This is a genomic window from Schleiferilactobacillus shenzhenensis LY-73, from assembly GCF_000469325.1.
GTDB classification, from domain to species: domain Bacteria; phylum Bacillota; class Bacilli; order Lactobacillales; family Lactobacillaceae; genus Schleiferilactobacillus; species Schleiferilactobacillus shenzhenensis.
In genome coordinates this window covers 58151-81335 of sequence record NZ_KI271582.1, presented here as the reverse complement: position 1 = coordinate 81335, position 23185 = coordinate 58151, and the positions used below count along the sequence as shown (strand labels likewise).

Sequence of the window (23185 nt, the reverse complement as noted above, 5' to 3'; positions counted from 1 at the left end):
CTCGCTTATAAATACTTCGCGCTGAGCCGTAACAGCTCTTCTTGGTTGGTCTGTTTCGTGTTCACGATGCCCGCCAGGCGGCCATTGCTCATGACCCCGATGCGGTTGGTAATGCCCAGAATTTCGGGCATTTCGGACGAGACCACGATAATAGTTTTACCTTGTTTGGCCATTTGAATGATCAATTCGTAGATTTCGTACTTGGCCCCCACGTCGATACCGCGGGTCGGTTCGTCCATCATGAACAACTGGGGCAGCCGCTCCAGCCACTTACCGATGATCACCTTCTGCTGGTTGCCGCCGCTTAAACTGGCGATGAGCTCGTCGGGACCCATGGTTTTGGTATTCATGACCTGGATCTCTTTCAGGGTCGCCTTCGTCATCTTCTGTTCAGACAGGGCGACGCCGCGCTTGTACGCGTCCAAGTTGGTGATGGTGGTATTAAACGTGAGGCTGCCCTTAAGGAACAGGCCGTTTGCCTTCCGTTCTTCCGTAATCATCGCGAACCCATGGTCCATCGCTTCCTTAGCAGAGTTGAAGTTGGCCAGTTTGCCGTTGAAGTACACCCGGCCCGCTGCCCGGGTCCGGACCCCGAAAATGGTCTCCAGCAATTCGGTCCGGCCGGCCCCCACCAGCCCATAGAGACCGAAGATCTCGCCTTGGCCGACACTGAAGGTGATGTCTTGGAGGTACGGTGAAAATTTCGTCGACAAATGGCTGACCTGCAGGATCGTCTTCCCGACAACGTTATCCACCGGCGGGAACCGGTTATCCAGCGGCCGCCCGACCATGGCCTTCACCAGCTCGTTCATGTTGGTATCGGCCGTCTTCTTGGTCATCACCAGATGGCCGTCCCGCAGCACGGACACCTCATCGCAGATCTGGAACACTTCGTCCATTTTATGCGAGATGAAGATAATCGAGATGCCTTGTTTTTTAAGCATCCGAACCATGTCGAAGAGCTTGTCGACTTCTTGCGCCATCAGTGAACTGGTGGGCTCATCAAGAACGATGACCTTGGAGTGGTAAGAAATGGCCTTGGCAATCTCCACCATTTGCCGTTGAGAAACACTCATTTTGCGCATGGGCTGCGTCAGATTGACGGTCATGCCCAGCCGCCGAAACAGCTCGGTGGCTTCCCGCCGCATTTGTCGCTCATCGACGACCCCCAGGGCGTTGACGGGATAGCGGCCCAAGAACAGATTGTCCACCACGCTGCGGTCCAGTGCTTGGTTAAGTTCCTGGTGGACCATGGCGATGCCGTTTTCCAGCGCGTCCTTGGGTCCTTGGAAGGAAACCTCCTTGCCATCCAGATAAAACTTGCCTTCATCCCGGGTCTTGATACCGAACAGGCACTTCATCATGGTCGACTTGCCGGCCCCGTTTTCGCCCATCAGCCCCATGACGGAGCCTTTTTTGACATCCATGTCAATATGATCAAGCACGCGGTTGCGCCCGAAAGATTTGCTCAGACCCCGAATCGACAACATCACGTCGGAGTCGACAGGCGGTTCTTGGGATTTGTTAACGTTTAATACTGGTGCTTCCTGCATGAGACTGTGTCTCCTTTCTCATTTGCTCTTGGAAAAAAACAACTCCAGGATGGGCAGCTCCGAAAGCGCATCATTTCGGCGATCCCGATTCCTGGAATTGCAATGGAGCTAATGCGGATTACTGTTTCAGGATGGACGTGTACGAAGATCCGTTGTCGGTCTTCACCATGTTGATGGCAAACGCGTCGTACTCGCTTGGGTTGCCCAGACGGTTGGTAATGTTGGACTCGGTCTGGCCGTCACCGCCGATGAACTCAACGTTCAGGTTCAACAGTTTCGCGTACTTCTTCAAAAGCGGCTGATACGTCGATCCCAAGAAGTTGTCGGAGGAGTTGTAAATGTCCAGCCAAACCTTCTTTTCTGGGGACTTTGACTTGCTCAACTGGTGCGAAGCGCCTTCATAAACCTTGGTCGATTCAGTGAAGTCCTTGTAGTTGTCGGCAGTGACTGCTACGTTCATCGCGTAGTAGGAGCGCTGCTTTTCGTTATAAACAAAGGTGTCCTTCGCCAGCATATTGCCCACGCTGTCTTTTGTTTCGATCCCGGTGCCCTTCTTCGCCCCGTCCAACGCATTACGCAGTACGCGGAGGGTCAAGTAAGCTTGGACATCGGCGTGCTGGCTGACGGTGCCGCCGTATCCTTCTGCAATCGCAGCGACCGCATCAGAGTTAGCGTCGTAACCAAAGGTCGGCACTTTGTTTTCTTTAGACCAGGAGTTGAACATCGCCATGCCCATGCCGTCGTTGTTCGATGCCACGACGTCGATCTGCTTGCCGAGGCTGGACGCCCATGTGCCGATCGTGTTCCCCGCGGTGGCGGCATCCCATGTCGCGCCGGAGTTGTTCTTCATTTCCTGACTCGCCAGTTCACGAATCTTGTAGGTCTTGCCGTTGACGGTGAGACTGCCGTCTTTCACGACTTTGGACTTGCCGTCGGAATTCATCCCAGCAGGAGCAGAGTTCACTGCGCCCCCCTTGGATACGGCCGTGCCCAATGCCGTGCGGACACCGCGGGTACGGGCAATGGAGTCGTTGTGGCCAACGTCGCCGATGGCCAGCACGTACCCAATGGTGCCGTCACCGTTGCGATCAATGGTGGCGATGTTCTTCTCGATATAGGACTTGATCATTTCCCCTTGAACCTTAGCCCCTTGGTTCGCGTCAAACCCAACATAGTAGGTGTCTTTGTTGAAGCTCAAAGCGGCCATGTCCAATTTGCCTGTGGTGGAGTTAGAGGGCTGGCGGTTGAACCACACCACCGGCTTGTCCTTATTCGCCACCGTCTTAGATCCGGTACTCGATGACCCTGAGCCGGAACCGCAGGCGGCCAGCAGCAAAGCGGCGCCAAGCATCAACGTCATTGTCCACAATGTCTTTGTCTTTTTCATTTTCGATAATTCCTTTCTTGCTCCAGGATGGATGAATGCGCTTACTTATTCTTTAGTCTACTCAGCCCACCCGGATGCGGCCATAGAATATCCGCCAGTCCGCCTTGAATATTTTTGGGAGTTTATCTTGAATATGCCCACTTTGAGTGGCGCCTTCGCCGTGTTTTCATGGCGGGACCATGGGCGAGAAGGCGATAATACCTGGATTGGCAGGCGGTACGGAAATGAAATGTTTTAGTAAAACGCTGTCTTCAAAAACTGCTGATTTTCGTTCATTTTCACTGATCTTCGTGAAGAAGTCGACAGTTCCTGTAATTTGACCAGTGAATCAGAACCCCTGATTAGCCAACGCTAATCGCTTCTGCAAGGGAGAATACAACTTACCACTGAATGTCGGGCCGTCCTGCATGCCACTACCTCCGACCCTGACTGCCCTGTTCTTTTCCCAAGCAATGACTAGCTGACTGCGGGCACAAAAAAAGCCGCTGCGCACGTAACGCAGCGGCCACCGCCCGCCAGGACTGGCTTTATATTCTGTTTTCGGCACTACACCGCCACTTCAAAACATTGAAAACGGGTACTTATCCGTGACTACCTGAAGGAACAAAAAAGCTGTCATACCAACGTTTTGAACGTCGATGACAGCCAACGAATGGTGAAAATTGGGTAACTAGGACTCGAACCTAGACATTGCGGATTCAGAGTCCGCTGCCTTACCGATTTGGCGATTACCCAGTGCTTAACAACGAGTAATAGTATATAAATTTTGGTGGGGGTGTGTCAAGGGGTTGGCAGGAAAAAGTTGCAGGAAGTACCCGCCGGTCACAGCCTAAGTATAAATCTTGAGAATGTTCACCCAGTCAAAACTGACTTGCTGCCCTTCGCGCAGGTAAGGCAGCCGTTCAGGCGCGGTGAGCAGTTGACCCGTCAACCCGTTCCGTTGGATGCCTGTGATGACCACTGGCAAAAATTCGCCTTGAATCTCGGGATCGACGAAACCTAGCTGGACTTTGTCGCCCACGTGCAAGCGCTGAATGGCTTCCGGTGCGGGGGCGTGGAAAGTCATGGGCTGGGTAATCGCCAGCTGCTGGGCGTTGAGGTAATGGATCTGATCGTCGGACATTGAAATTCCTCCTAAAAAATATGCGTTTTATGCCAAAAAGCAAAGAAAAGCGCCGGCAATCAACGATTGCCGGCGCTGCGATAGCCCGTACGGGAATTGAACCCGTAACTCCGCCTTGAGAGGGCGACGTCTTAACCATTTGACCAACGGGCAATGGCATCAAAAATGAGCACTTTTATAGTTTACCGGATTTCACAATAATGTCAAGGCCTTTTTTTCTGCCGCATACCCAGGATAAAGAGCACCGCCAAAATAATCAGCAGAAAGAGACACAGAAAAAGGCTGATATAGAAGGCATAGTGAAACGCGGGCCAAGCAAACAGCTGCCAGCAGACCCAAAACATGAGGGTCATGATGACGCACTCGACCAACCGGGTCCGCACGGAAACAAAGCTGGCTTTCATTCGTAAGACAACTCCACCATCAATAAGTGCTGCGTCTTGAGCCAGGAGGTCGTCAGCCACACGTCCTGATACCCCTCGTCATCCGGGGCCAGTGTTTCCTTGTACAGATCATCCAATTGCGTTTTCTGCGCGTCAACGAAGTCCTGGGGCAGGCGGAAAACATGAAGCCGCATGGGCACGAAGAACTCTGGATAATCGGCAAAGGGGAAGAGCTTTTGGTCGAAGGCAAACGTCAGCATGTTGACATACTTGCGCGGTTCACGCACGATCTCCTCGCGGTGGGTGGTGATGAAGTCGATGATTTCTGCATAAGCAGCCATGGTCAGTAATCCTTTCTTTCTTAATTAATAGCGCCGAGCAGCATTATCCGCCGCGAAGTGCTGGAAGGCGGTGATGGTCTTATCCCGGTCGTGCTGCTCGAGATGCAGGACACTGTCGTCGTGCCGATCACCGGCCATGAAGCGGTACATGAAGGCATCCCGGAAACCGATCTGCGCAGCATCTTGAGCCGCGTTGCCATAATAGACCGTCTTAATGTTCGCCCACATGATGGCCCCCAGGCACATCGGGCAAGGATAGGCGTTGGTATAGAGTTCGCAGCCAGATAGGTCGTAGGTATCCAGGGTATCGCAGGCGCGGTGGATTGCAACGATCTCGCCGTGGGCTGTGGGATCGTGCTGGAAGAGCACCTGGTTGTGGCCCTTCCCCACGATCTTGCCGTCCTTCACGATGACACTGCCGAAGGGGCCGCCCTCGTGGAGGGTATTGTTTAGGTCGGCCTGCTGAGCCGCCAACACCATGTACTGGGAATCATATGCCAATTTTCAACACTGCTTTCATGAATGGATAATTACTTTCAGCAAACAGCTTACCATAATCGCGGGCAGAAAGGCAGAAGCAGGGCCCTACAAGTCACTGCTTGGCCATGCCGTTAATGCTGCGTGTTCACCGGCTTACTTGGTCCGCAGCACAGCGTTTTTCAATGGCAGGGTGACCGTGAACTGCACGCCTTGGGGGTGCACGTCGGTCACGGTGACATGGCCGTGATGGTTCTGGACGATGAACTGGGCGATCGACAACCCCAGCCCGCTGCCGCCCGTGGCCCGGTTCCGGGAAGGTTCCGTACGGTAGAAGCGGTCAAAGATGCGCTGCTTGTCCGTGTCGGGAATGCTGGGGCCAGTGTTGCCCACCGTCAGAGTCCACGTCTTTGCTTGCCTGGCCGTGGCCACCCAGATAGAATCCCCCTCGGTCGTGTATTTGAAAGCATTGTCCAGCAGAATCACCAGCAGCTGGTGGAGCTGGTCGGCGTCAAAAATGGCCTCGCCGTCAGCGCTGAGGTCAGCATCAAACGCCCGTCCCCGGGCTGCCGCAATCTCCGCGTAAGGGGCAAGCACCTGCTGGGCCCAGTCATGCAGCCCAATGCGCTGCATATTCGTCGTCAGTGCGTTGCTGTCAGCCTTCGCCATCGTCAACAGATCCGCCGTCAAGTGCTGCAACCGGGCCGATTCCGATAAGGTCGTAGCAATGGCCTCGCTCTGGTCCAGCACCGTATCGTGGGGCTTGGTCAGCAAGTGTTCCTGCTGGGCCTGAATGACCGCCAGCGGCGCACGCAGCTCGTGGGCCGCATCGGCCACGAAGTCCTGCTGGCGCTGCCACGATTTCACAATGGGCCGCATCGCCCGCCGGGCCAGCAGCCAGGCGAGTAAGAGGGCCAACAGCCAGAAGAAGATCATAGTGATGATCAAGACCCGCAGAAAGCTGTTCAAGCCGTCCAGCTGAGCGTCGATGTTTTGCAGGATCAGCACGTATTTGCCGGCGTAGGTCGGGTTCCGGTTAGTCTTGGGGACATGGACCAAGATGGTGCGAAACGTCCCCGCCGTCGTGGTCAAGGTCTGTTTCTTGTTGACCGCACTTTTATCCAATTCCAAGTTCTGAAAATAGGCGTAGTAACGGGCGCCTAAGTCTGCGGCGTTGACGATCCGGCCATACGTATCAAAAACGACCATATTGGTGCGGAACGGCGCCCCGCCCTGACCGGCGGGCCGAGCGCCCGGCGTCAGCGGCCCCGGTGAAGCTTCTGGGCCGCTTTTCAAACTCCGCTCCTGTCGCTCCAGTGACGCATCGACACCGCGATAGACCGTATTGCGGTAAAGGAAAAAGACCACGGCCCCCAGTGTAAAGAAGAGGACCGCGAAGCTTAACACTTCGCCGAAAAATAACTTGCGCTGCTGGCGCTGGATCCCTTTATTTGCTTCCACCAGTGCCTCCTTCGTCGAGGATGTACCCGACATTTCTAATCGTCCGGATGGCGTCAGCCACCGCGGTGCCCTTCAATTTCTTTCTCAAATTGCTCATATAGACTTCCACCACGGCTAAGCCGGTATCGGAATCGAAGCCCCACAGGCGGTCGAAGATCTGCTCCTTGGTGAGGATAGTGCCTTGGTTCTGGAGCAGATAGACCAACAAATCGTACTCCTTGCCGCTGAGGGCGACGGCGGTGTCCGCCACCGTGACGGAGCGGTCGTTCAGCTGGACAGTCAGCGGGACAAACGTGAGGGTGTGGTCCGCACTGTACTTGCCGCTGCGCTTGAGCAGCACCTTGATTCGGGCCATCAGCTCCTCCCGATGGAAAGGCTTGGTCAGATAATCATCGGTGCCCAGGTCGAAGCCGCGCATCTTGTCGGCCAGCCCGTCCTTCGCCGTCAAGATGAGGACGGGGGTGCCCACATGGGCCGCACGGAGCTTGTGCAGAACCGTGAAGCCGTCCATCTCCGGCAGCATAATGTCCAAAATGATGGCATCAAAAATGCCTTCACTGGCCAAATATTCCCCTTCGTCGCCGCTGTAGACCCCGCGGGTATCAGCCATGGGCGTCAGAAATTCGCGAATACTCTGGTTGAGGCTGTGGTCATCTTCCACTACTAGAATTAATGGTTTAGCTGTCATCTGATTCTCTTCTTTCCACTGATGACCGAGTATAAGCCCGGCACCTTTAAGGCACCTTAAGAAATTTCCTGTGAATTTTAAGCTGGGTTTATGCTGCGGCTCGTATTGTATTCCCATAGCAAACAAAGGAGATGGCCACTGTGAAACGTCTGCTCACGCAATTCGTTCAGTTCGGTGCCGTCGGGGCGCTCAATACCGCCCTCACCTACGGCATCTACCTGTTATTATACCAACACATCTCGCCCACGTTGGCGATGGCCGTCGGTTACGGCCTGACGTCGCTGCTCGGCCTCGCCCTGAACAAGCAATGGGTGTTCAAGGACCGCGGCGGTCAGCTGTCGTGGGTGACGTTCAAGTATTACGCCACTTACGGCACGACGTTCTTACTGAGCCTGTTGCTGACCAGCCTCTGGGTGGACGGCTTCCGTCTGCCCGCCGCACTGGCGCCCATGTTCAGCTTGGCCGTCACCGTCCCAGTGAATTTCTTCCTGAGTAAGTACTGGGTCTTCACACAGAAAGGAGCACCACTGCATGCAAGCAAACACACGGCATCCCGCCCCACCAACCATTCGTAAGAAACAACGGCGGATCGACTGGTGGCTGGTCGCCGTCTTGATCCTGGCCGCTTTCTTGTACGCTTGGAATATCTGGGAGGCCGGCAGCGCCAACGATTATTACACGGCTGCCGTCGTCAGTATGACCAAGAGCTGGCACAACTTCTGGTACGGGGCCTTCGACCCGGCCGGCTTCATCACCGTCGACAAACCGCCGGTGGCCCTCTGGTTCATGGCCATCTCCGGGAAGATCTTTGGGGTCTACGGCTGGTCTGTGGTGCTGCCCTCTGTCCTTTTCGGCATCGGTTCAGTCTATCTGATCTATGCCATGGTCAAACGCCAATTCGGTGCTTGGCCCGCCCGGCTCAGCGCACTGGTGATGACCCTGACCCCCATCGTCGTGGCTGATTCGCGTACCAACAACATGGACGCGACCCTCATCTACTTCATGCTGCTGGCCACGGACTGCCTCTTCCTCGCAGTCCAGAAGAAGCGGCCTTGGCTGGTCGTCGTCAGCTTCGCCCTCATCGGCGTATCCTTCAACATCAAGATGCTGCAAGCGTTCATGATCCTGCCGGCGCTGATCCTCTTCTACTGGCTGGCCAGCACGCAGCCTTGGAAGAAACGGCTGGTCACCTTCACCGGGGCCGCCGCCGCGCTGGCCGTCTTCACCCTCGCCTGGCCGCTGCAAGTCGACAGCACCAGCGCCGCCAGCCGGCCCTACATCGGCAGTTCCGACAAGAACTCGGTGATGGACCTGGCCTTCGGGTATAACGGGTCAGAAAGGCTCCTCGGCCAAACTTCCGGCATTGGGGGTACGTTCGGCGCTGGCATGACCGGAAAGACCAATGGCAAGACCACCGGCGGCATGCCGGGCGGTACTGCCCCGGGCGCTGGCACCACCAAGAAGGGTACCACCACCGCAAAGAGTAAAACGACGACGAAGAAGAGCGGAACCACCGCTCAAGCCGCCACCGGTACGCCGCCTTCCGGGACAAAAGCCCCTAGCAGTGCCAAAGGCGGCACCCCGCCGTCCGGCACCAAGGGCGGTACCCCGCCCAGCGGCGGCAAAGCGCCCAGTGGTACCAAAGCACCCAGCAGCACAAAACAAGGCACCACAGCAAACAAGAATACAACGACTAAAAAGTCCACGACCACCAAGAGCAAGAGCAAAACCGCGCTGACCGCCCAAGGCGGCACGCCGCCGAAAAACTTCAAAGGCGGCAAACGCGGCAACTTCACTCCCCCCACCGGCGGTAAAGGCCGGCAAGGCGGCCCTGGCGGTATGGGCGGCAATCGCCGCGGCGGTCGCGGCGGCATGGGTGGTGGCGGCGGTGCCTTCAATATCGGCACAGCGGGCCCGTTGCGGGTCTTCCAGTCCGCCCTCGGGCCTCAGATCAGCTGGCTGCTGCCCATGGCCCTGATCGGCTTCATCAGTGCCTTCGTCTACTACGTCGACCGTAAGCGCAAGTGGTGGCAGCTGTCCATGCAGCAGAAGCACCTGGGTTACTGGCTGGCCTGGCTGGTCCCCGTGATGGGCTTCTTCTCCATCGCCAGTTTCTTCCACCCCTACTACATGATCATGCTGGCGCCGCCGATCGCGGTTCTGGCTGGTATCGGTCTGTACACGATGTTCAAGCAATTCCGCGGTTCCTGGAAGAAGTGGACCACCTACCTGCTGCCCGTGGGCATCGCCGTAACGGTGGCCCTGCAGGCCTGGTATCTGACGCAGTACTACACCGTCTGGCCGTGGGTCCTGATTATTGCCGGGATCCTGGTCATCGCCGGTTTGCTGGCCACCCGCCTGCGCCGGTTCCGCAAGACGATGGTGGGTGTCACCCTGGTCACTCTGCTGGCTGCACCCGGTTTCTGGTCGATCACCCCGACCCTGGCCGGTGAATCGGTTGCGATTCCGACAGCGGGTCCGGACTTGCTCAGTCAGGGCGGCAACGCTAGCGGCGGTTTAGGCAGCGGCAGCGTCAACAGCGGCCTGCTCAAGTATCTGGAAGCCCACCAAGGCAGTGCCAAGTACCTGTTCGCCGTTTCTGACGCGTCCACCGCCGCCCCCTACATCATCAAGACCGGCAAGGCCGTGATGGCCTTGGGCGGCTTCAACGGCACTGACCCGACCCTCACCCTGGCGCAATTCAAGACCTTGGTGAAGAACGGCGAGTTGAAGTACTACTACAGCTCCGGCAAAAATTCCAACACGACGATCGCCAAGTGGGTCGCCAAGAACGGTAAGAAGATTGCTGCCAGCAAGTACGGGAGCAGCACCACCAGCCAGTCCAGCGGTCGCCAAGGCGGCCCTGGCGGTGGCGGCGGTTTCGGCGGTATGGGCGGCAGCGGCACGCTGTATCAGCTCAGTGCCTCTGACGTCGATGAATGAGGCAGAAAGGAGTTTTCATCATGGCTCACGAAGTATTCAAGAAGACCCCATTGATCTCCATCGTTCTGCCGGTGTTCAACGAAGAAGCCGGCATCGAGGAAACCATCGATGTCTTGCTGCATTACGTTGCCGCCCGCCAGGAGCGCTACGAGCTGATCTTCGTTGACGACGGCAGCCGGGACAATTCCGTGAAGATCATCCGGGAAGCAATGCGGCGGGCACCGCAGATCAAGCTTGTCGAGTTCTCCCGCAATTTTGGCCACCAGTTAGCAATCACGGCGGGCGTCCGTTATGCCAGCGGCGACGCGGTCGTCGTCATGGACGCCGATCTCCAAGACCCGCCCAGCGTTATCCCGGCGATGATCGCCAAGTGGCAAGCCGGGTATGCCGTGGTCTACGGCAAGCGCCGCCACCGTGACGGCGAGAGCTGGTTCAAGAAGGCCTCCGCAGCGGCTTTCTACCGCATCTTGCACAGCATCACCAACGTCAACATGCCGGTGGACACCGGCGACTTCCGCCTGATGGACCGCCAAGTGGTGGACGTGCTCGACCAGATGAACGAGCCCGACCCCTTCGTCCGCGGCATGGTCAGCTGGATCGGCTTCAAGCAGACCGGCGTGCTCTATGACCGGAAGGAGCGCTATGCCGGCACCTCCAAGTATCCGTTGAGAAAGATGCTGGGCCTGGCAATGAACGGCATCACCAGTTTCTCCCGCCTGCCCCTCATCCTCGGCTACTGGGCCGCCGGCGTCCTCGGCGTCAGCAGTATCCTGGTCCTCCTGGGCAATCTGCTCCGGGGCACCCTCACTGCCGAGACCTGGGTCATCATCACCGTCGCCCTTACCGGCGCCCTGATTCTGTTAGCCCTCGGCGCCATGGGGACCTACGTCGGCCGGATGTTCACCGCCTCGCGTGAGCGCCCGCTCTACATCGTCGCCAAGACAGAGGGCTTCCAGCAAGCCCAAGTCCATACTCACCCGCAAACGCAGAAAGAAGATTCCAACTTGGTCCAGCTGCGTAACTGAGCGTGCCTTTTGGCTCACTCCCTGCACGCCCTGGCGCTGGGCCAAGACCCTACCAGAATACGATGCCGCCCCCGTGAATGTGCGGGGGCGGTTTTTGATGTCACTGTCAATATTATTGATTGAAATATTACAATCGTGTTTTCTCTGTGCCCTCTCTACCACAACAACGTATAATTGACACTGAGCAACGGAACAATTAACTTTGTTCAGTTTGCTTTTGTCCAAACTCTGAAGACAATAAAAGCTGACATTATGGGGAGATAGATTTTATGGATAATCAGAATCAACAGAATTCACGTGCCGCGCGCCGGACTGGTAATGGGTCTCAAGCGCCTCAACCACCAGTTGGCCAGGGCAATCAGACGCCACAAGTCAGTGGTGGTCTCAAGACAACGAAGCTCGTTGTGGGCATCTTGCAGATCGTCATCTCAATGTTTATTCTGTTTCAATCATGCGCTGTTGGCGTTGGTCACGCAATTGAAAATAACACCAAGGATGCCGGTGGCACAGCTGGCGTAATGGCTGCTATCCTGTTCCTAGCGACAGGTATTGTGTACATCGCGACGCGTAAAAGCGTCAAACTTGGCGGAGACATCGCTGGACTGGTGATGATGGCAATCACCTGGATTTTTGCAATCAGTAACGCCCACGATTATGCTGATTTACAAATCTGGGGCTGGCTTGCATTGATCATTGGCGTCGGCTTTTTCGTCTGGCATTTGTTGTTGAATCGAAAGGCAAATAAAGCGTGATACGTATTTGACTACCCTGCTGACGACCATGGCTTCATTCTAATTTTTGTCTGCAACTGCAATTAATCACGCGAATATAAAAAGCGCTGAGGCCAATGCTCTCTTGCCTAAACAAGCGGAGCAAAAAGCCTTAGCGCTTTTCTTCTTGGAGCCAGTTGAACTGTAAGTTACTTATTCAACCGAGCAGTCAATTCCTTCGTCAGCTCTTCATAGCCCTGCCGGCCCAGAAGTGCGAACATGTTCTTCTTGTAGGCTTCCACACCCGGCTGGTTGAACGGGTTGATACCGTTCAGGTAGCCAGAAATAGCGACAGCAGCTTCGAAGAAGTAGATCGTATAACCCAGAGAATAAGCATCCTGCTTGGGTACGTTCACGGTCATCACGGGCACACCGCCATCGGTGTGGGCCATGACAACACCATGATAAGCCTTGTCATTGACATAGCTCATCTTCTTGTCAGCCAGGTAGCCCAGGCCGTCCAGGTTCTTGTCGTCAGACGGAATCGTGACGTCGTGCGGCGCCTCGTCGATCTTGACGACCGTCTCCATCAGGTTGCGCAAACCTTCCTGGATGTATTGGCCCAGTGAGTGCAGGTCAGTCGTGAAGTTAGCGGAAGAAGGATAGATCCCCTTCTGGTCTTTGCCTTCAGACTCGCCCATCAATTGCTTCCACCACTCGCCGAACAGACGCAGGTTAGGCTCGTAGTTCTCCAGCAATTCAGTCGTGTAACCCTTGCGGTACAAGATGTTCCGCAACGCGGCATACTTGTAAGCATCGTTCTTCGTAACGTCCGGATTGCTGTATTCAGTGCGGGCGTCAGCAGCACCCTGCATCAACTGGTCGATGTCCCCGCCGGCCACGGCAATAGGCAGCAGACCAACGGCAGAAAGGACGGAGAAGCGGCCGCCCAAGTCATCAGGCACGACGAATTCTTCGTAACCCTCGGCATCGGCTTCCGTCTTCAGTGCACCCTTTGCTCGGTCAGTCGTGGCAAAGATGCGTTCCTTGGCGCCTGCAGCACCGTACTTCTTGATCAGCTTTTCCTTCAAGACCCGGAAGGCGATGGAAGGCTCCGTCGTTGTCCCAGACTTGGAGATAACGTTGATACTGAAATCGCGGTCACCGATCAATTGCACCAAGTCGTACAAGTAGTTGCCGCTGATGGAATTGCCGGCGAAGTAAACTTCCGGTACGTTGCGGCCCTTCTGCTGGTTGTAGAAGTTGGGGTTCAGAAAGTCGATAGCGGCTTGGGCGCCCAAGTAGGAACCGCCGATACCGATAGCGACGAAGACTTCGGAATTGCCCTGGATCTTCTTGGCGGCTGCCTTGATCCGGCTGAACTCGTCTTTATCGTAATCAACGGGCAGATCAAGAAATCCGCGGAAATCGTTGCCGGCGCCAGTGCCGTCGCGCAGCTCTTTGTCTGCTGCGGTGACCAGCGGTTGAATCTCGCCTAATTCATTGTCGTGAACAAACTTGCTCAACGCAGATGCGTCAAAGGAAATGTGTGCCATGGATAGACCTCCTAAAGTGTATGTACCCTATTTACCCTTACAACTTTAATCGCTTGCGGACCATAATGCAACGATTTGCATGAAAACCACCGTGAAAGCACACGCCTTTCTGAAACGGAAAAAAAGCGGAGTAAAAATGATTGACAGCGGGTGTGTACTGCGGATAATAGTACACGTAATACAGATTATCTAGAAAGGAGTTCGTCCGGTATGCAGAATCCCCGTTCCCTCGCCTATTACGAGCGGTTAGCGCTGAAAGTTAAGGACCAGGTATTGAGCGGTATCTGGACCGTCGGCGACAAGCTGCCCTCCGTTCGGGAGATGGCCCAGCAAGAGCGGCTGAATCCGAACACGGTGGCCAAGGCCTATCGCCAGTTAGAAAGCGACGGCGTGATTGAAGTGCGCCCAGGCAAAGGGACGTTCATTAAGAACAGTCCCCCGTCTGCCCCGCAGCAAACCGTGCTTTGGCAGCAGCTGTCGGCGTGGCTGATCAATGCCGGTACCGCCGGTATCACCCGCCAGCAGATCGATGACTATCTTGATACGAACTTTTCTCCCAAGGAGGTCGTGCATCCATGACCGTCTCTGTTTCTCAATTGACCAAGCGCATCGCCAACCGTGAGATCATTACCGATATCAGCTTCACTTGGCACCCCGGGGAAATCACCGGGCTCGTGGGCCGTAACGGCGCCGGCAAGACGACGCTGTTCCGGACGATGATGATGCAGTACATCCCGGACAGCGGCACCATCCAAGTGGACCAGCAGCCCATCAGTCAGAATACCGATTTTGCTCAGCATATTTTCTTTGTGGACAGCCAGGATAACTTCTTCAGCAGCAGTCCCCTTACCACCATCGTGGACTGGTACACACTGGTGTATCCCGCGTTTGCTGCGGCCGACTTTTGGTCCACGATCCAACACTTTGCTATTCCTGAGTCCAGCCGCTGGTCGAGCCTGTCCAAGGGTCAGCAAGCCACGATCCTCATGGCCCTGGCGCTGGCCAGCCACGTCCCCTACATCATCCTGGATGAACCCTTCGCCGGTCTGGATGTCATCGCCCGCGAGGAGGTGACCAAGATGATCATCGACGCCGCGGCCGACCACCACACGGCCTTTCTGATTTCTTCCCATGACCTGGAGGAACTGGACGGCATCAGCGACCGGGTGCTGATCCTCAAGGACCACCGCATCATGCACGATTACCAGTTGGAATCGTTGCGGGAGGAAGCGAGAAAGATTCAGGTCGTCTTCCGCCACAATCAGGTGCCGCCGCTGGTAAAGAAGGAAGGCACGCTGATCCGGGTCACCGGCCAGGTGCTCGAAATCGTCTTCATGCATTACACGGAAGCCGTTGATGCCGCCCTGACTGCTGCCCAGCCGGTCTTCAGCGAGGAGCTGCCGTTAACGTTGACGGACATCTTCCGGACGACGGCGGTCCATGATACGGATTATTTGATGGGAAAGGAGGAAATTCTGCATGAACCAGCACAGTCTTAATCAGCTTATCCGCCGGCGGCACCGCATCGTCCTGTTACTCGCCGCTTTAATGATCGTCTTCTTCGGCATCATGCAAGGCACCGGAACCGTCAGCAACTTTCACATGCGGGATCAGGAAGAAATTTCCCGGACGAATTACGTTAAGCACGTGTATCCGTATCTCTCCAAATCAGAGCAGCGGGCAGGATACAAGGCCTATATCAACCGCTTTAAGCAGGTCCGCTACGGCAGCCCCAAGACGGATCGGATGTATCAAGACGGAACGTTTTTTAACTATTTCATCTTTCTATTAACGATTTTACTGGGATGTGTGATGACATTCTGGGACCAAATCAGCGGTTTTAATCGGCTGCTGTTTTCCTCCGGTATGAGCAGGCGGCGTATCTATCTTACGAAACTTAAGCTGTATTTGACCGTCATCCTGCCTGCCTGGGGCATCAATGCCGTGATCACCATGCTCTTTGTCTGGTTTGGCATTCCCCATCACTATCTGACCATCTATTGGGTGTCATTACTTCTTTTCATCCCCATCTACTTGATTCAACTAATCGCCGCGCTCGCCGCCGGGAGCTTGTTTGGCATGGTCATCGGCCAAACCTTGCCCCTCGTCGCGACAATTGGCTTTCTGGGGATGAGTGCCGGCCCAGCCGTCATCCAGGCTGTTCAGCTGCTCCACGTTCAAAAATCATGGTCAGCCTGGCTCACCCAGCCGCTAGCAGCATATGGCACCTGGGTTGGGCTAGCCATTTTGTTCCTGGCGTTATCTCTCTACTTTTACCCCCAAGTCTCATTGGAGAATAGTCATCGGTATTTGCTCTTCCCTCAGCTGCGACCAATCGTCCTGATTGGTTTTACACTGTATGTCCCTTTTGTCATGCAAAATTGGCTGTTCTATGACTACCCTTGGCTGTCGATGATTCTGACCGGCGGCGCCGTCTTTGTTTTCCTCTTCTGGTATTTGTATCGTCCCACCTTCGGCCGCAGGAATAAAGCGCAGGAAAGTGAGACGTCGCCGTCACCCCGGCAGTAAGAGTTGATGAGGATTGCCAACCAACGGGACCTTTTCTGACCACCCGGGTCGCTGGACGTCACGAACTTCCAGCCGGGTTGCACACGCGTAAAAGGGCTCCGCCGAGCAGGCCACCATGGTCTAAGGACCCCAAGCCAAAAAGCCCAAGTGCAGGGCTTTCTCCACGCCTCATACACGGGCTCCGCGGCCCAGAAGCTAGGGGCTAAGGCGGGGCAAGGGTAAAACCTAAGTGCGGGTTTTTCCCGCCTCATAAACGGGCTCCGCCGAGCAGGCCACCATGGTCTAAGGGCCCTAAGCTAAAAAGCCCAAGTGCAGGGCTTTTCAGCTTAGGGCCACTTAGCCCAGGTGGCCTAACCGCTCGGCTCCGCCCTCTGTCCTTGAAACATCCCCTGAAAACCCGTATACTAATGAAGGTTTTAAGGCAAAAATTTTGGAGGGATTATCTCAATGGCAAAAAAACGCATTTCCCGCGGTAAGTTCGACAAGCTGCAACAGTTATCCAACGATAAGGGTGTTATTGCAGCCCTGGCGATCGACCAACGGGGTTCGATGAAGCGGATCATGAAGGCCGCTGCCGAGAAGTATGGCAAGGAATACAGCCTGGACATGGTTTACGAATTCAAGGAACTCGTTTCTCAAGAATTGACCAAGTTCACTTCCGCCATCCTGATCGACGAAGAGCTGGGCTTCAAGGGTATGAAGTCCAAGTCTGACAAGTCCGGCTTGATCCTCTCTTACGAGAAGACCGGCTACGACGCAGACTCTGTCGGCCGCTTCCCTGAACTGCTGCCCAACGAGTCTTTGCAACGGATTATCGGCAAGGGTGCCGACGCCGCTAAGGTCTTGGTTTATTACAACCCTAACGACAAGAAAGAAATCAACGACGTCAAGCACGCCTTCCTGGAACGCTTAGGCGACGAAGCTTTGGCTGCTGACATCCCGACATTTGTCGAAATCGTGACTTACGACGACAATGTTCCTGATGCCAAGAGCCCTGAGTTTGCCAAGGAGAAGCCGCAACTGGTTCTTGATTCCATGAAGGAATTCTCCAAGGACAAGTACCACATCGACGTCATCAAGGCTGAGATCCCCGTTAACTGGGACTTCGTGGAAGGTTACACGAAGAACGGCAACAAGGCCGTTTACAGCCAAGACGAAGTTGCTAAGATCTTCAAGGATATGAACAGCTTGGTAGACCGTCCCTTCATCTACCTGTCTGCTGGTGTGCCGGCTGAGACCTTCCGTGCGGAATTAACTTTCGCCGGCAAGTCTGGCAACAACTACAGCGGTATCCTCGGCGGCCGTGCCACTTGGTTAGACGGTGTTGAAGTCTATGCCAAGGACGGCAAGCAGGCGCTGATCGACTGGCTGAACGGCCAAGGCAAGGAGAACGTTGAGGAATTGAACGATATTCTCAACAAGTATGCGACCCCTTGGTACGAAGTTTACGGTGGTTTGGACAACATCGAAGTCTTCGACCGCGACGTCATGGGTGACTAGGAACCGAAGACAATAAAAGAACCGGCTCGCAAAAACCGCGAGCCGGTTCTTTTATTGTCTTCGGCGGACCAGCAGCTTGAACAGCCGGTAGAGGATATACCCGACTAAAGCCCCCAAAGTATTAAACATCACATCATCCACGTCGCTGATGCCTGTGTAGAGGACGAATTGCAGAGCTTCAATCGTGATGGAGACCAGCATGCCGCTGAGTACCGTACGGATCAGTCCGGTCGGTTTTTGCCTGACTAACGGGTAGAGAAAGCCGAAAGGGATGAACCAGGCGATGTTGCCGAAGAGGTTGTAAATGAAGTCCACGATGGATTGGCCCTGCTGGAGCTTGGCGGTCTGGGTCCAGAGCTGCCAGTTGACCTCGGTCAGCGACCGGTGCCAATAGAACTGAAGCTGCCAAGGGTAATATGTACCGCGGAAGACGGTCAGGGCGAAGACCAGCATTAAGTAAAAGACGAACACCCAGAGCAGCAGTTCCCGCCCCCACTGGCCGCGGCGGCCGTGGAGGCGGCGCCAAAGCAGCCGCAGGACCAGGAAGATCAAGAAATACAGGATGGTCTTGTCCAGCGAATAGAACGTCAGCCGAATCAGCGGAAAATGGTTGATGCGGCTGCTGTAGATGCTGGCCACCCAGTTGTATAGTGGTCCAAGAAAGATCATAGTGCGGCTCCCCACTTTTAGGATTACGTAACGCTTGCCCGCCAGATTGCACGGCCGCAAGCTTCCGCGGTACAATAATGCCATTGAACACAGAAAGGATCACGGTCATGCGCAAAATTCAGCACTGGGTCGGTACACGTCCCCGGTTTACCATCCTGCTCCTGGTCCTGTTTTGGGCGAAGTGTATGCTCGCCTATACGGTGGACTTCTCGCTGGGGGTGGATAACCCGTACGACATGGTCATCCTGGTGATCAATCCGTTGGCAACGACCTTGTTCCTCTTTAGTCTGAGCTATTTTATTCCCCATCCCAAGGTCGCTTATTGGGTGCTCTTTGGCTTGTACGTGGCCAATACGCTTTTATTGTATAGTAACATTATTTATTATCGGCAGTTTACCGACTTTTTGACCCTTTCGACAATCTTAAATGCGTCCAAGGTCAGTGCCGGCTTAGGCGGCAGCACCTTGAAACTGATGACTCTGCACGATGTCCTTTATTGGTTGGACGTGATCATCATCCTGCTGCTCCTCATTCGCAAGGCCATCCCCATGAACCCCAAACGCTATCCGTCGATCAACGCCTGGGCGTGTTTGACCGGGTCTGTCTTTTTGTTCCTGTTCAATTTGACGCTGGCGGACATTTCTCGCCCGCAGCTGCTCACCCGTACGTTCGACCGCAATTACATCGTCAAATACTTAGGGATCGATTCCTTCATGGTCTACGATGCGGCCAAGTCTGCCCAGAATAATCAGATCCGCTCCCAGGCGGACGGCTCTGACCTGGGCAACGTCTTGCAGTACACCCGGAGCCATTACGCCGCACCCAACCCCCAGTACTTCGGGGCGGCCAAGGGCAAGAACGTCATCATCATCCACTTGGAATCCTTCGAGCAATTCCTGATCAACTACAAGGTGGACGGCAAGGAAGTCACCCCCTTTCTGAACAGCCTGTACCGCAGCAGCAACACCCTGGCCTTCGACAACTTCTACCACCAGGTCGGGCTGGGCCGTACCAGCGATGCGGAGAACATGCTGGAAAATTCGGTGTACGGCATCTCCGACGGGTCCGTCTTCACCTCCCTGGGCAGCGACAACGTGTTCCAGGCGGCGCCGGCTATCCTGCAGCAGAGCCAGGGTTACACGTCGGCCGTCTTCCACGGCAACGCCGGCAGTTTCTGGAACCGGGACAGCGTCTATAAGAACCTGGGCTTCCAGTATTTCTTCGATAACAAGTACTTCGACACGTCGGCGGACAACTCCATTGGTTACGGCTTGAAGGATAAGCTGCTCTTCGCTGAGAGCACCAAGTACCTGGAGCAGCTTCAGCAGCCCTTCTACGCCAAGTACATCACCGTCACCAACCACTTCCCCTTCACCCTGACGAACACCGACAGCACCTTCCCTAAGGGCGACACCGGCGACATCACGGTGGACAACTACTTCCGTACCGCCAATTATCTTGACCAGGCGGTCAAGGAATTCTTCGACTACCTCAAGCGCAGCGGCTTGTACGAGAACACGCTGGTGATGATCTACGGCGACCACTACGGCCTGTCCAACACCAACAACCTCTCCCTCGCCAAGATGTTTGGCCGGGATGCCAGCCATTGGACAGCGTTCGATAATGCAGAAATGCAGAAAGTCCCCTTCATGCTGACGATGCCGGGGCTCAAGGGCGGTCTGCAGCACCAGTACGGCGGCGAAATCGACGTGCTCCCTACCTTGCTTCACTTGCTGGGCGTGAATACCAAACCTTACGTGCAGTTCGGGACCGACCTCATGTCACCCCAGCACGACCAGACCGTCATCTTCCGCAACAACAACTTTGTCACCCCCAATTACACTTTTGTCGGCGGCAAGGGCGCGGACAGCACCGTTTACGATAACCACACCGGCTTGCCCTTGACGGACTTGACGGATGCTGAGAAAGAAACCTTCAACAAGCTCCAAGACACCGTGGACAACACGCTGTCCCTTTCTGACTCCTTAAACACCAAGAACCTGCTGCGCTTCTATACGCCCGCCGACTTCACGCCGGTGGATCCCAAGGAGTTCGACTACCGGGCACTCTGGAACAAGCTCCAGACCACCCGGGACGACAAGGGCACCCGCTCGACCAGCCTGTACAGTGCAGACGGTGATCAGACCACCACGGGTCTGTACCAGACGGACGCGCCGGAACTGCAGGGCGATACGAGTGCCCTCACCACCGTGCCGGCCGACCAGCTTAAGCGGGAAAAGACCATCGCCGCCACGGAGAGCAGCAGTTCATCCAGCAGCAGTAGCAACAGCGGGACCGGCAACCAGCCCAGTCGGTAGATTATTTGCACATGGATTTTCACAAATAATTCAAACTCACTCGGTACAATAGTTGTTGGAGGGTTAAGAAATGCTGTTTATCAACCGCGCCATCGCCAGCTTGAAGTACCATCGGCGTAATTCCATCATCACCGTGGCCGGCCTGGCCACCTTCATGATCGTCGTCTTGGCCCTGCAGATGCTGCGGCAGATCGAGTCGGCCATGGCCAGCAACTTCATGACCAGCATCGGTATTTTTCCAAAACTGGTCCAGGTCCAGCTGAAACTGACGATTCAAGCGATGCAGACGACCCACGCGGCCGTGCTCGGTCAATACGGCAATTACGCCACGTATGCGTATCTGGGCATCTTTCTCTTCCTGATTATCGTCAACAGCATTTCCCTGCACCACCGGCAAAGCGAGCTTAAAGCTTATTCCGCCACTGGCAAATCTGTTTCCTGGATTTCGCTGCAGCTGTTCGTTGAGTATTTTTTGCTGTTTCTCATCGCCTATGTCATCGTTTTCGCTCTGGGTATGCTCCTGGCTTTCTTCGGAACGGGATGGCTGCGGCAGCTGAACCAGACGAACTTTTCTAACCAGCTCCCGGATGTCTTGAATACCACCAAGACGACGTCATTCATCAACAGTCTCTTCCACGAACAGTTCACATACTTCAATTGGAAAGAACTGCTGGCCGGGAACACGGTCACGCTGAACCGCATCGCCCTGTTCACCACCGCCGTTCGCCAGAGCTTCTTCTCCTTCCTGTCCATCGTCATCCTGGCGATTATCGGCAGTTCCTGGGTGGGGGTCCACGTTTGGCGCTTCCGGCAGACTCGCTGAGCATCGTCATTCACTAAATCAATGGAGGTCATGCAATTGCGCAAAGCCAGTACTGCACCGCAGTGGGCAGATGCCCTGCCCACTGCGGGTTCATACTTCGTTCTGACGCCGACGGACAGCTCTCCACAACGGCTCTACCAGCAGTTGTGGCACAGCTTCTACCGCTGGGATGACGTGGGGTTCATTGACCCCAGCGACCAATCGGTGATCCCGTTCTTGTCGGTCGCTGACAACATCCTCATCGATTCCCCGAAGAATGACATCGTGCGGCTGCGCCAATTCCTATTCGACAACGAATACACCGAACTGAACACCCATGACTTCTTGGACAAGCCGGCCAGCAATCTCAATGAGACCGAACGCTTCTACGTGCAGCTCTTCCGCTTCCTGCTCCTCAAGCGGCATTACATCATCACCACCAACTTCTTGGACCACCAGGGCGTAACCACTTTCCGCATCTTCTTCAACCTCCTGGAGAATGTCCTCCAGGCCACCGGCAGCCATTTGATCATGGTCACCGGCGACCAAGAGATGATCGATGGCCAGCCATCGGACCGGATTTTGACGGCCGACCTGTTCACCGATCACGACTGACCTATTTCTCCCCCGCCTGCTTCTCGGAAGCAGGCTTTTTGCATGGTCAGGATTTTGACCGATAATAGGGTAAGAAGGGAGTCTTGCATCATGACGAAAATTTTTATTGCTGCCCCTGTACCAGCGGCGCTGCTGAAGCCGCTGTCTGATACTGCGGCTCAGGTCACGGTTTATTCCCACGAAACGCCGATCACCCCGGCTGAGTTGAAGGCTGGCGCTGCTGACGCCGACATTCTGGTGGTGCCGCTGTCTACCCCCGTGACGGCGGATGTCATTGCTGCGGCACCGCAGTTGAAACTGATTGCCAACTACGGTGCCGGCGTCGATAATCTGGACTTAGCTGCCGCTAAGGCCCGGGGCATTCAAGTCGTCAATACCCCGGGGGTCTCCGCCAATGCCGTCGCAGAGCTGACCATTGCCCTCATCCTGGCTTGGAGCCGGCGAATCCCCGAAGGCGACCAGCTCATGCGGGGGGCCGGCTTCCAAGCGTGGGAACCGGAATTCTTCCTGGGTCATGAGATCAGCGGCAAGTCGCTGGGCATCGTCGGCCTAGGCGCCATCGGCCGCAACGTCGCCGCCAAAGCCGGTGCGCTGGGCATGACGGTCCGCTACTGGCAGCGCAAGCCGTTGGATGAGCCCAACGAGGCCGCCCTGCACGTTCATTACACCGACCTGGACAACCTCCTGGCGACCAGCGACTTCGTCAGCCTGCATGTGCCGCTGGTACCAGGCACCCGCCACATGATCGATGCGGCAAAGCTGGCCGAGATGAAACCCACCGCTGTCCTGATCAACGTTGCCCGGGGGCCGGTCATTGACGAGGCCGCTTTACTTACTGCTCTGCAGAATAAAAAAATAGGCGGTGCAGCGCTGGATGTCTATGAGCACGAGCCGCAAGTCGCGGACGGGTTCAAACTGTTAACCAACGTCATCCTCACCCCGCACATCGGCAACGCCACCGTCGAAGCCCGGAACGCCATGGCCAAGCAAATTGCCGACAACATCGTGGCGTTCATGACGGGTAAGCCGCTGAAGTATACCGTAGCAGGTTAATACCCATTGCCACGAAAAAGAGCAGGGACTGAGACAAAATTCTCCCTCGACA

The 23185-nt window shown here is 55.5% G+C and carries 21 protein-coding genes and 2 tRNA genes; 12 read left to right on the top strand and 11 right to left on the bottom strand.

Annotated features, from left to right (window positions below; translation table 11 throughout):
* Window positions 1-5: 5 nt before the first annotated feature.
* From L248_RS00360 to L248_RS00315, 9 genes are all read right to left on the bottom strand, one after another.
* Window positions 6-1553 (bottom strand): sugar ABC transporter ATP-binding protein, encoded by a 1548-nt coding sequence (locus tag L248_RS00360; protein WP_022528026.1) that lies wholly within the window; start codon window positions 1551-1553, stop codon window positions 6-8.
* 118 nt (window positions 1554-1671) lie between these two features.
* Entirely contained in the window at window positions 1672-2940 is a 1269-nt protein-coding gene (locus tag L248_RS00355) for a substrate-binding domain-containing protein (protein ID WP_022528025.1), read from the bottom strand.
* Between the two features lie 662 nt (window positions 2941-3602).
* A tRNA-Gln gene (locus L248_RS00350) sits at window positions 3603-3675 on the bottom strand.
* 94 nt (window positions 3676-3769) lie between these two features.
* Window positions 3770-4063 (bottom strand): hypothetical protein, encoded by a 294-nt coding sequence (locus tag L248_RS00345; RefSeq protein ID WP_022528023.1) that lies wholly within the window; start codon window positions 4061-4063, stop codon window positions 3770-3772.
* A gap of 81 nt (window positions 4064-4144) precedes the next feature.
* Window positions 4145-4215: transfer RNA gene (locus L248_RS00340), tRNA-Glu, on the bottom strand.
* A 248-nt stretch (window positions 4216-4463) separates the two neighbouring features.
* On the bottom strand, window positions 4464-4787 hold the full coding sequence (locus tag L248_RS00330; protein ID WP_022528021.1) for a hypothetical protein: 324 nt from the start codon (window positions 4785-4787) through the stop codon (window positions 4464-4466).
* 24 nt (window positions 4788-4811) lie between these two features.
* A complete protein-coding gene (locus L248_RS00325) occupies window positions 4812-5267 on the bottom strand; it encodes a nucleoside deaminase (protein ID WP_040534307.1) in 456 nt (151 codons plus the stop codon).
* Window positions 5268-5420: 153 nt separating this feature from the next.
* Window positions 5421-6725, bottom strand: coding sequence for a sensor histidine kinase (locus L248_RS00320; protein ID WP_022528019.1), 1305 nt, complete (start codon window positions 6723-6725; stop codon window positions 5421-5423).
* The gene (locus L248_RS00315; protein ID WP_040534118.1) at window positions 6712-7413 is read right to left on the bottom strand and encodes a response regulator transcription factor; all 702 of its coding nucleotides are present in this window, start codon (window positions 7411-7413) and stop codon (window positions 6712-6714) included. The genes L248_RS00320 and L248_RS00315 overlap by 14 nt, the downstream gene beginning before the upstream one ends.
* Before the next feature lie 140 nt (window positions 7414-7553).
* On the opposite strand from L248_RS00315, the gene L248_RS00310 reads away from it, so the two are divergent.
* The 4 genes from L248_RS00310 to L248_RS00295 all read left to right on the top strand — a co-directional run bounded on the left by L248_RS00310 (window position 7554) and on the right by L248_RS00295 (window position 12133).
* Window positions 7554-7988, top strand: a complete 435-nt coding sequence (locus L248_RS00310) for a GtrA family protein (protein ID WP_051999828.1) — start codon at window positions 7554-7556, stop codon at window positions 7986-7988.
* Window positions 7981-10356 (top strand): ArnT family glycosyltransferase, encoded by a 2376-nt coding sequence (locus tag L248_RS00305; RefSeq protein ID WP_040534303.1) that lies wholly within the window; start codon window positions 7981-7983, stop codon window positions 10354-10356. Before L248_RS00310 ends, L248_RS00305 begins: the two co-directional genes overlap by 8 nt.
* 20 nt (window positions 10357-10376) lie before the next feature.
* Window positions 10377-11381 carry a glycosyltransferase family 2 protein gene (locus L248_RS00300; RefSeq protein ID WP_051999804.1) on the top strand — a complete coding sequence of 335 codons (1005 nt, stop codon included), beginning with the start codon at window positions 10377-10379 and terminating at the stop codon, window positions 11379-11381.
* 431 nt (window positions 11382-11812) lie between these two features.
* Entirely contained in the window at window positions 11813-12133 is a 321-nt protein-coding gene (locus L248_RS00295) for a hypothetical protein (RefSeq protein WP_051999827.1), read from the top strand.
* A gap of 167 nt (window positions 12134-12300) precedes the next feature.
* On the opposite strand, the gene L248_RS00290 is transcribed toward L248_RS00295, so the two are convergent.
* On the bottom strand, window positions 12301-13647 hold the full coding sequence (locus L248_RS00290) for a glucose-6-phosphate isomerase (protein WP_022528012.1): 1347 nt from the start codon (window positions 13645-13647) through the stop codon (window positions 12301-12303).
* Between the two features lie 210 nt (window positions 13648-13857).
* On the opposite strand from L248_RS00290, the gene L248_RS16465 reads away from it, so the two are divergent.
* The 4 genes from L248_RS16465 to L248_RS00270 all read left to right on the top strand — a co-directional run bounded on the left by L248_RS16465 (window position 13858) and on the right by L248_RS00270 (window position 17676).
* The gene (locus L248_RS16465) at window positions 13858-14226 is read left to right on the top strand and encodes a GntR family transcriptional regulator (protein ID WP_022528011.1); all 369 of its coding nucleotides are present in this window, start codon (window positions 13858-13860) and stop codon (window positions 14224-14226) included.
* Window positions 14223-15146: an ATP-binding cassette domain-containing protein gene (locus L248_RS00280; RefSeq protein WP_022528010.1), complete on the top strand. Its 924-nt coding sequence runs from the start codon at window positions 14223-14225 to the stop codon at window positions 15144-15146. The genes L248_RS16465 and L248_RS00280 overlap by 4 nt, the downstream gene beginning before the upstream one ends.
* On the top strand, window positions 15127-16176 hold the full coding sequence (locus L248_RS00275) for an ABC transporter permease (RefSeq protein WP_022528009.1): 1050 nt from the start codon (window positions 15127-15129) through the stop codon (window positions 16174-16176). The genes L248_RS00280 and L248_RS00275 overlap by 20 nt, the downstream gene beginning before the upstream one ends.
* A 447-nt stretch (window positions 16177-16623) precedes the next feature.
* The gene (locus L248_RS00270; protein WP_022528008.1) at window positions 16624-17676 is read left to right on the top strand and encodes a tagatose 1,6-diphosphate aldolase; all 1053 of its coding nucleotides are present in this window, start codon (window positions 16624-16626) and stop codon (window positions 17674-17676) included.
* 51 nt (window positions 17677-17727) lie between these two features.
* Here the strand turns inward: L248_RS00270 and L248_RS00265 are convergent, their stop codons facing one another.
* A complete protein-coding gene (locus L248_RS00265; RefSeq protein ID WP_040534116.1) occupies window positions 17728-18345 on the bottom strand; it encodes a VanZ family protein in 618 nt (205 codons plus the stop codon).
* A gap of 107 nt (window positions 18346-18452) precedes the next feature.
* Between L248_RS00265 and L248_RS00260 the strand changes: the two genes are divergently transcribed.
* From L248_RS00260 to L248_RS00245, 4 genes are all read left to right on the top strand, one after another.
* Complete coding sequence (locus L248_RS00260; RefSeq protein ID WP_040534114.1) at window positions 18453-20663, top strand: LTA synthase family protein; 2211 nt, start codon at window positions 18453-18455, stop codon at window positions 20661-20663.
* A 70-nt stretch (window positions 20664-20733) separates the two neighbouring features.
* Window positions 20734-21486 (top strand): FtsX-like permease family protein, encoded by a 753-nt coding sequence (locus tag L248_RS00255; protein ID WP_022528005.1) that lies wholly within the window; start codon window positions 20734-20736, stop codon window positions 21484-21486.
* A 36-nt stretch (window positions 21487-21522) separates the two neighbouring features.
* Entirely contained in the window at window positions 21523-22080 is a 558-nt protein-coding gene (locus L248_RS00250; protein ID WP_196811970.1) for a hypothetical protein, read from the top strand.
* A 90-nt stretch (window positions 22081-22170) separates the two neighbouring features.
* Entirely contained in the window at window positions 22171-23133 is a 963-nt protein-coding gene (locus L248_RS00245) for an NAD(P)-dependent oxidoreductase (protein ID WP_022528003.1), read from the top strand.
* Window positions 23134-23185: the final 52 nt, after the last annotated feature.

Coding starts and splice junctions, on each gene's coding strand:
- L248_RS00300 (WP_051999804.1), top strand. CDS start 10,377: ATGGCTCACGAAGTATTCAAGAAGACCCCATTGATCTCCATCGTTCTG.
- L248_RS00360 (WP_022528026.1), bottom strand. CDS start 1,553: ATGCAGGAAGCACCAGTATTAAACGTTAACAAATCCCAAGAACCGCCT.
- L248_RS00260 (WP_040534114.1), top strand. CDS start 18,453: ATGCGCAAAATTCAGCACTGGGTCGGTACACGTCCCCGGTTTACCATC.
- L248_RS00275 (WP_022528009.1), top strand. CDS start 15,127: ATGAACCAGCACAGTCTTAATCAGCTTATCCGCCGGCGGCACCGCATC.
- L248_RS00290 (WP_022528012.1), bottom strand. CDS start 13,647: ATGGCACACATTTCCTTTGACGCATCTGCGTTGAGCAAGTTTGTTCAC.
- L248_RS00245 (WP_022528003.1), top strand. CDS start 22,171: ATGACGAAAATTTTTATTGCTGCCCCTGTACCAGCGGCGCTGCTGAAG.
- L248_RS00355 (WP_022528025.1), bottom strand. CDS start 2,940: ATGAAAAAGACAAAGACATTGTGGACAATGACGTTGATGCTTGGCGCC.
- L248_RS00325 (WP_040534307.1), bottom strand. CDS start 5,267: ATGGTGTTGGCGGCTCAGCAGGCCGACCTAAACAATACCCTCCACGAG.
- L248_RS16465 (WP_022528011.1), top strand. CDS start 13,858: ATGCAGAATCCCCGTTCCCTCGCCTATTACGAGCGGTTAGCGCTGAAA.
- L248_RS00255 (WP_022528005.1), top strand. CDS start 20,734: ATGCTGTTTATCAACCGCGCCATCGCCAGCTTGAAGTACCATCGGCGT.
- L248_RS00295 (WP_051999827.1), top strand. CDS start 11,813: ATGTTTATTCTGTTTCAATCATGCGCTGTTGGCGTTGGTCACGCAATT.
- L248_RS00265 (WP_040534116.1), bottom strand. CDS start 18,345: ATGATCTTTCTTGGACCACTATACAACTGGGTGGCCAGCATCTACAGC.
- L248_RS00270 (WP_022528008.1), top strand. CDS start 16,624: ATGGCAAAAAAACGCATTTCCCGCGGTAAGTTCGACAAGCTGCAACAG.
- L248_RS00345 (WP_022528023.1), bottom strand. CDS start 4,063: ATGTCCGACGATCAGATCCATTACCTCAACGCCCAGCAGCTGGCGATT.
- L248_RS00330 (WP_022528021.1), bottom strand. CDS start 4,787: ATGGCTGCTTATGCAGAAATCATCGACTTCATCACCACCCACCGCGAG.
- L248_RS00280 (WP_022528010.1), top strand. CDS start 14,223: ATGACCGTCTCTGTTTCTCAATTGACCAAGCGCATCGCCAACCGTGAG.
- L248_RS00315 (WP_040534118.1), bottom strand. CDS start 7,413: ATGACAGCTAAACCATTAATTCTAGTAGTGGAAGATGACCACAGCCTC.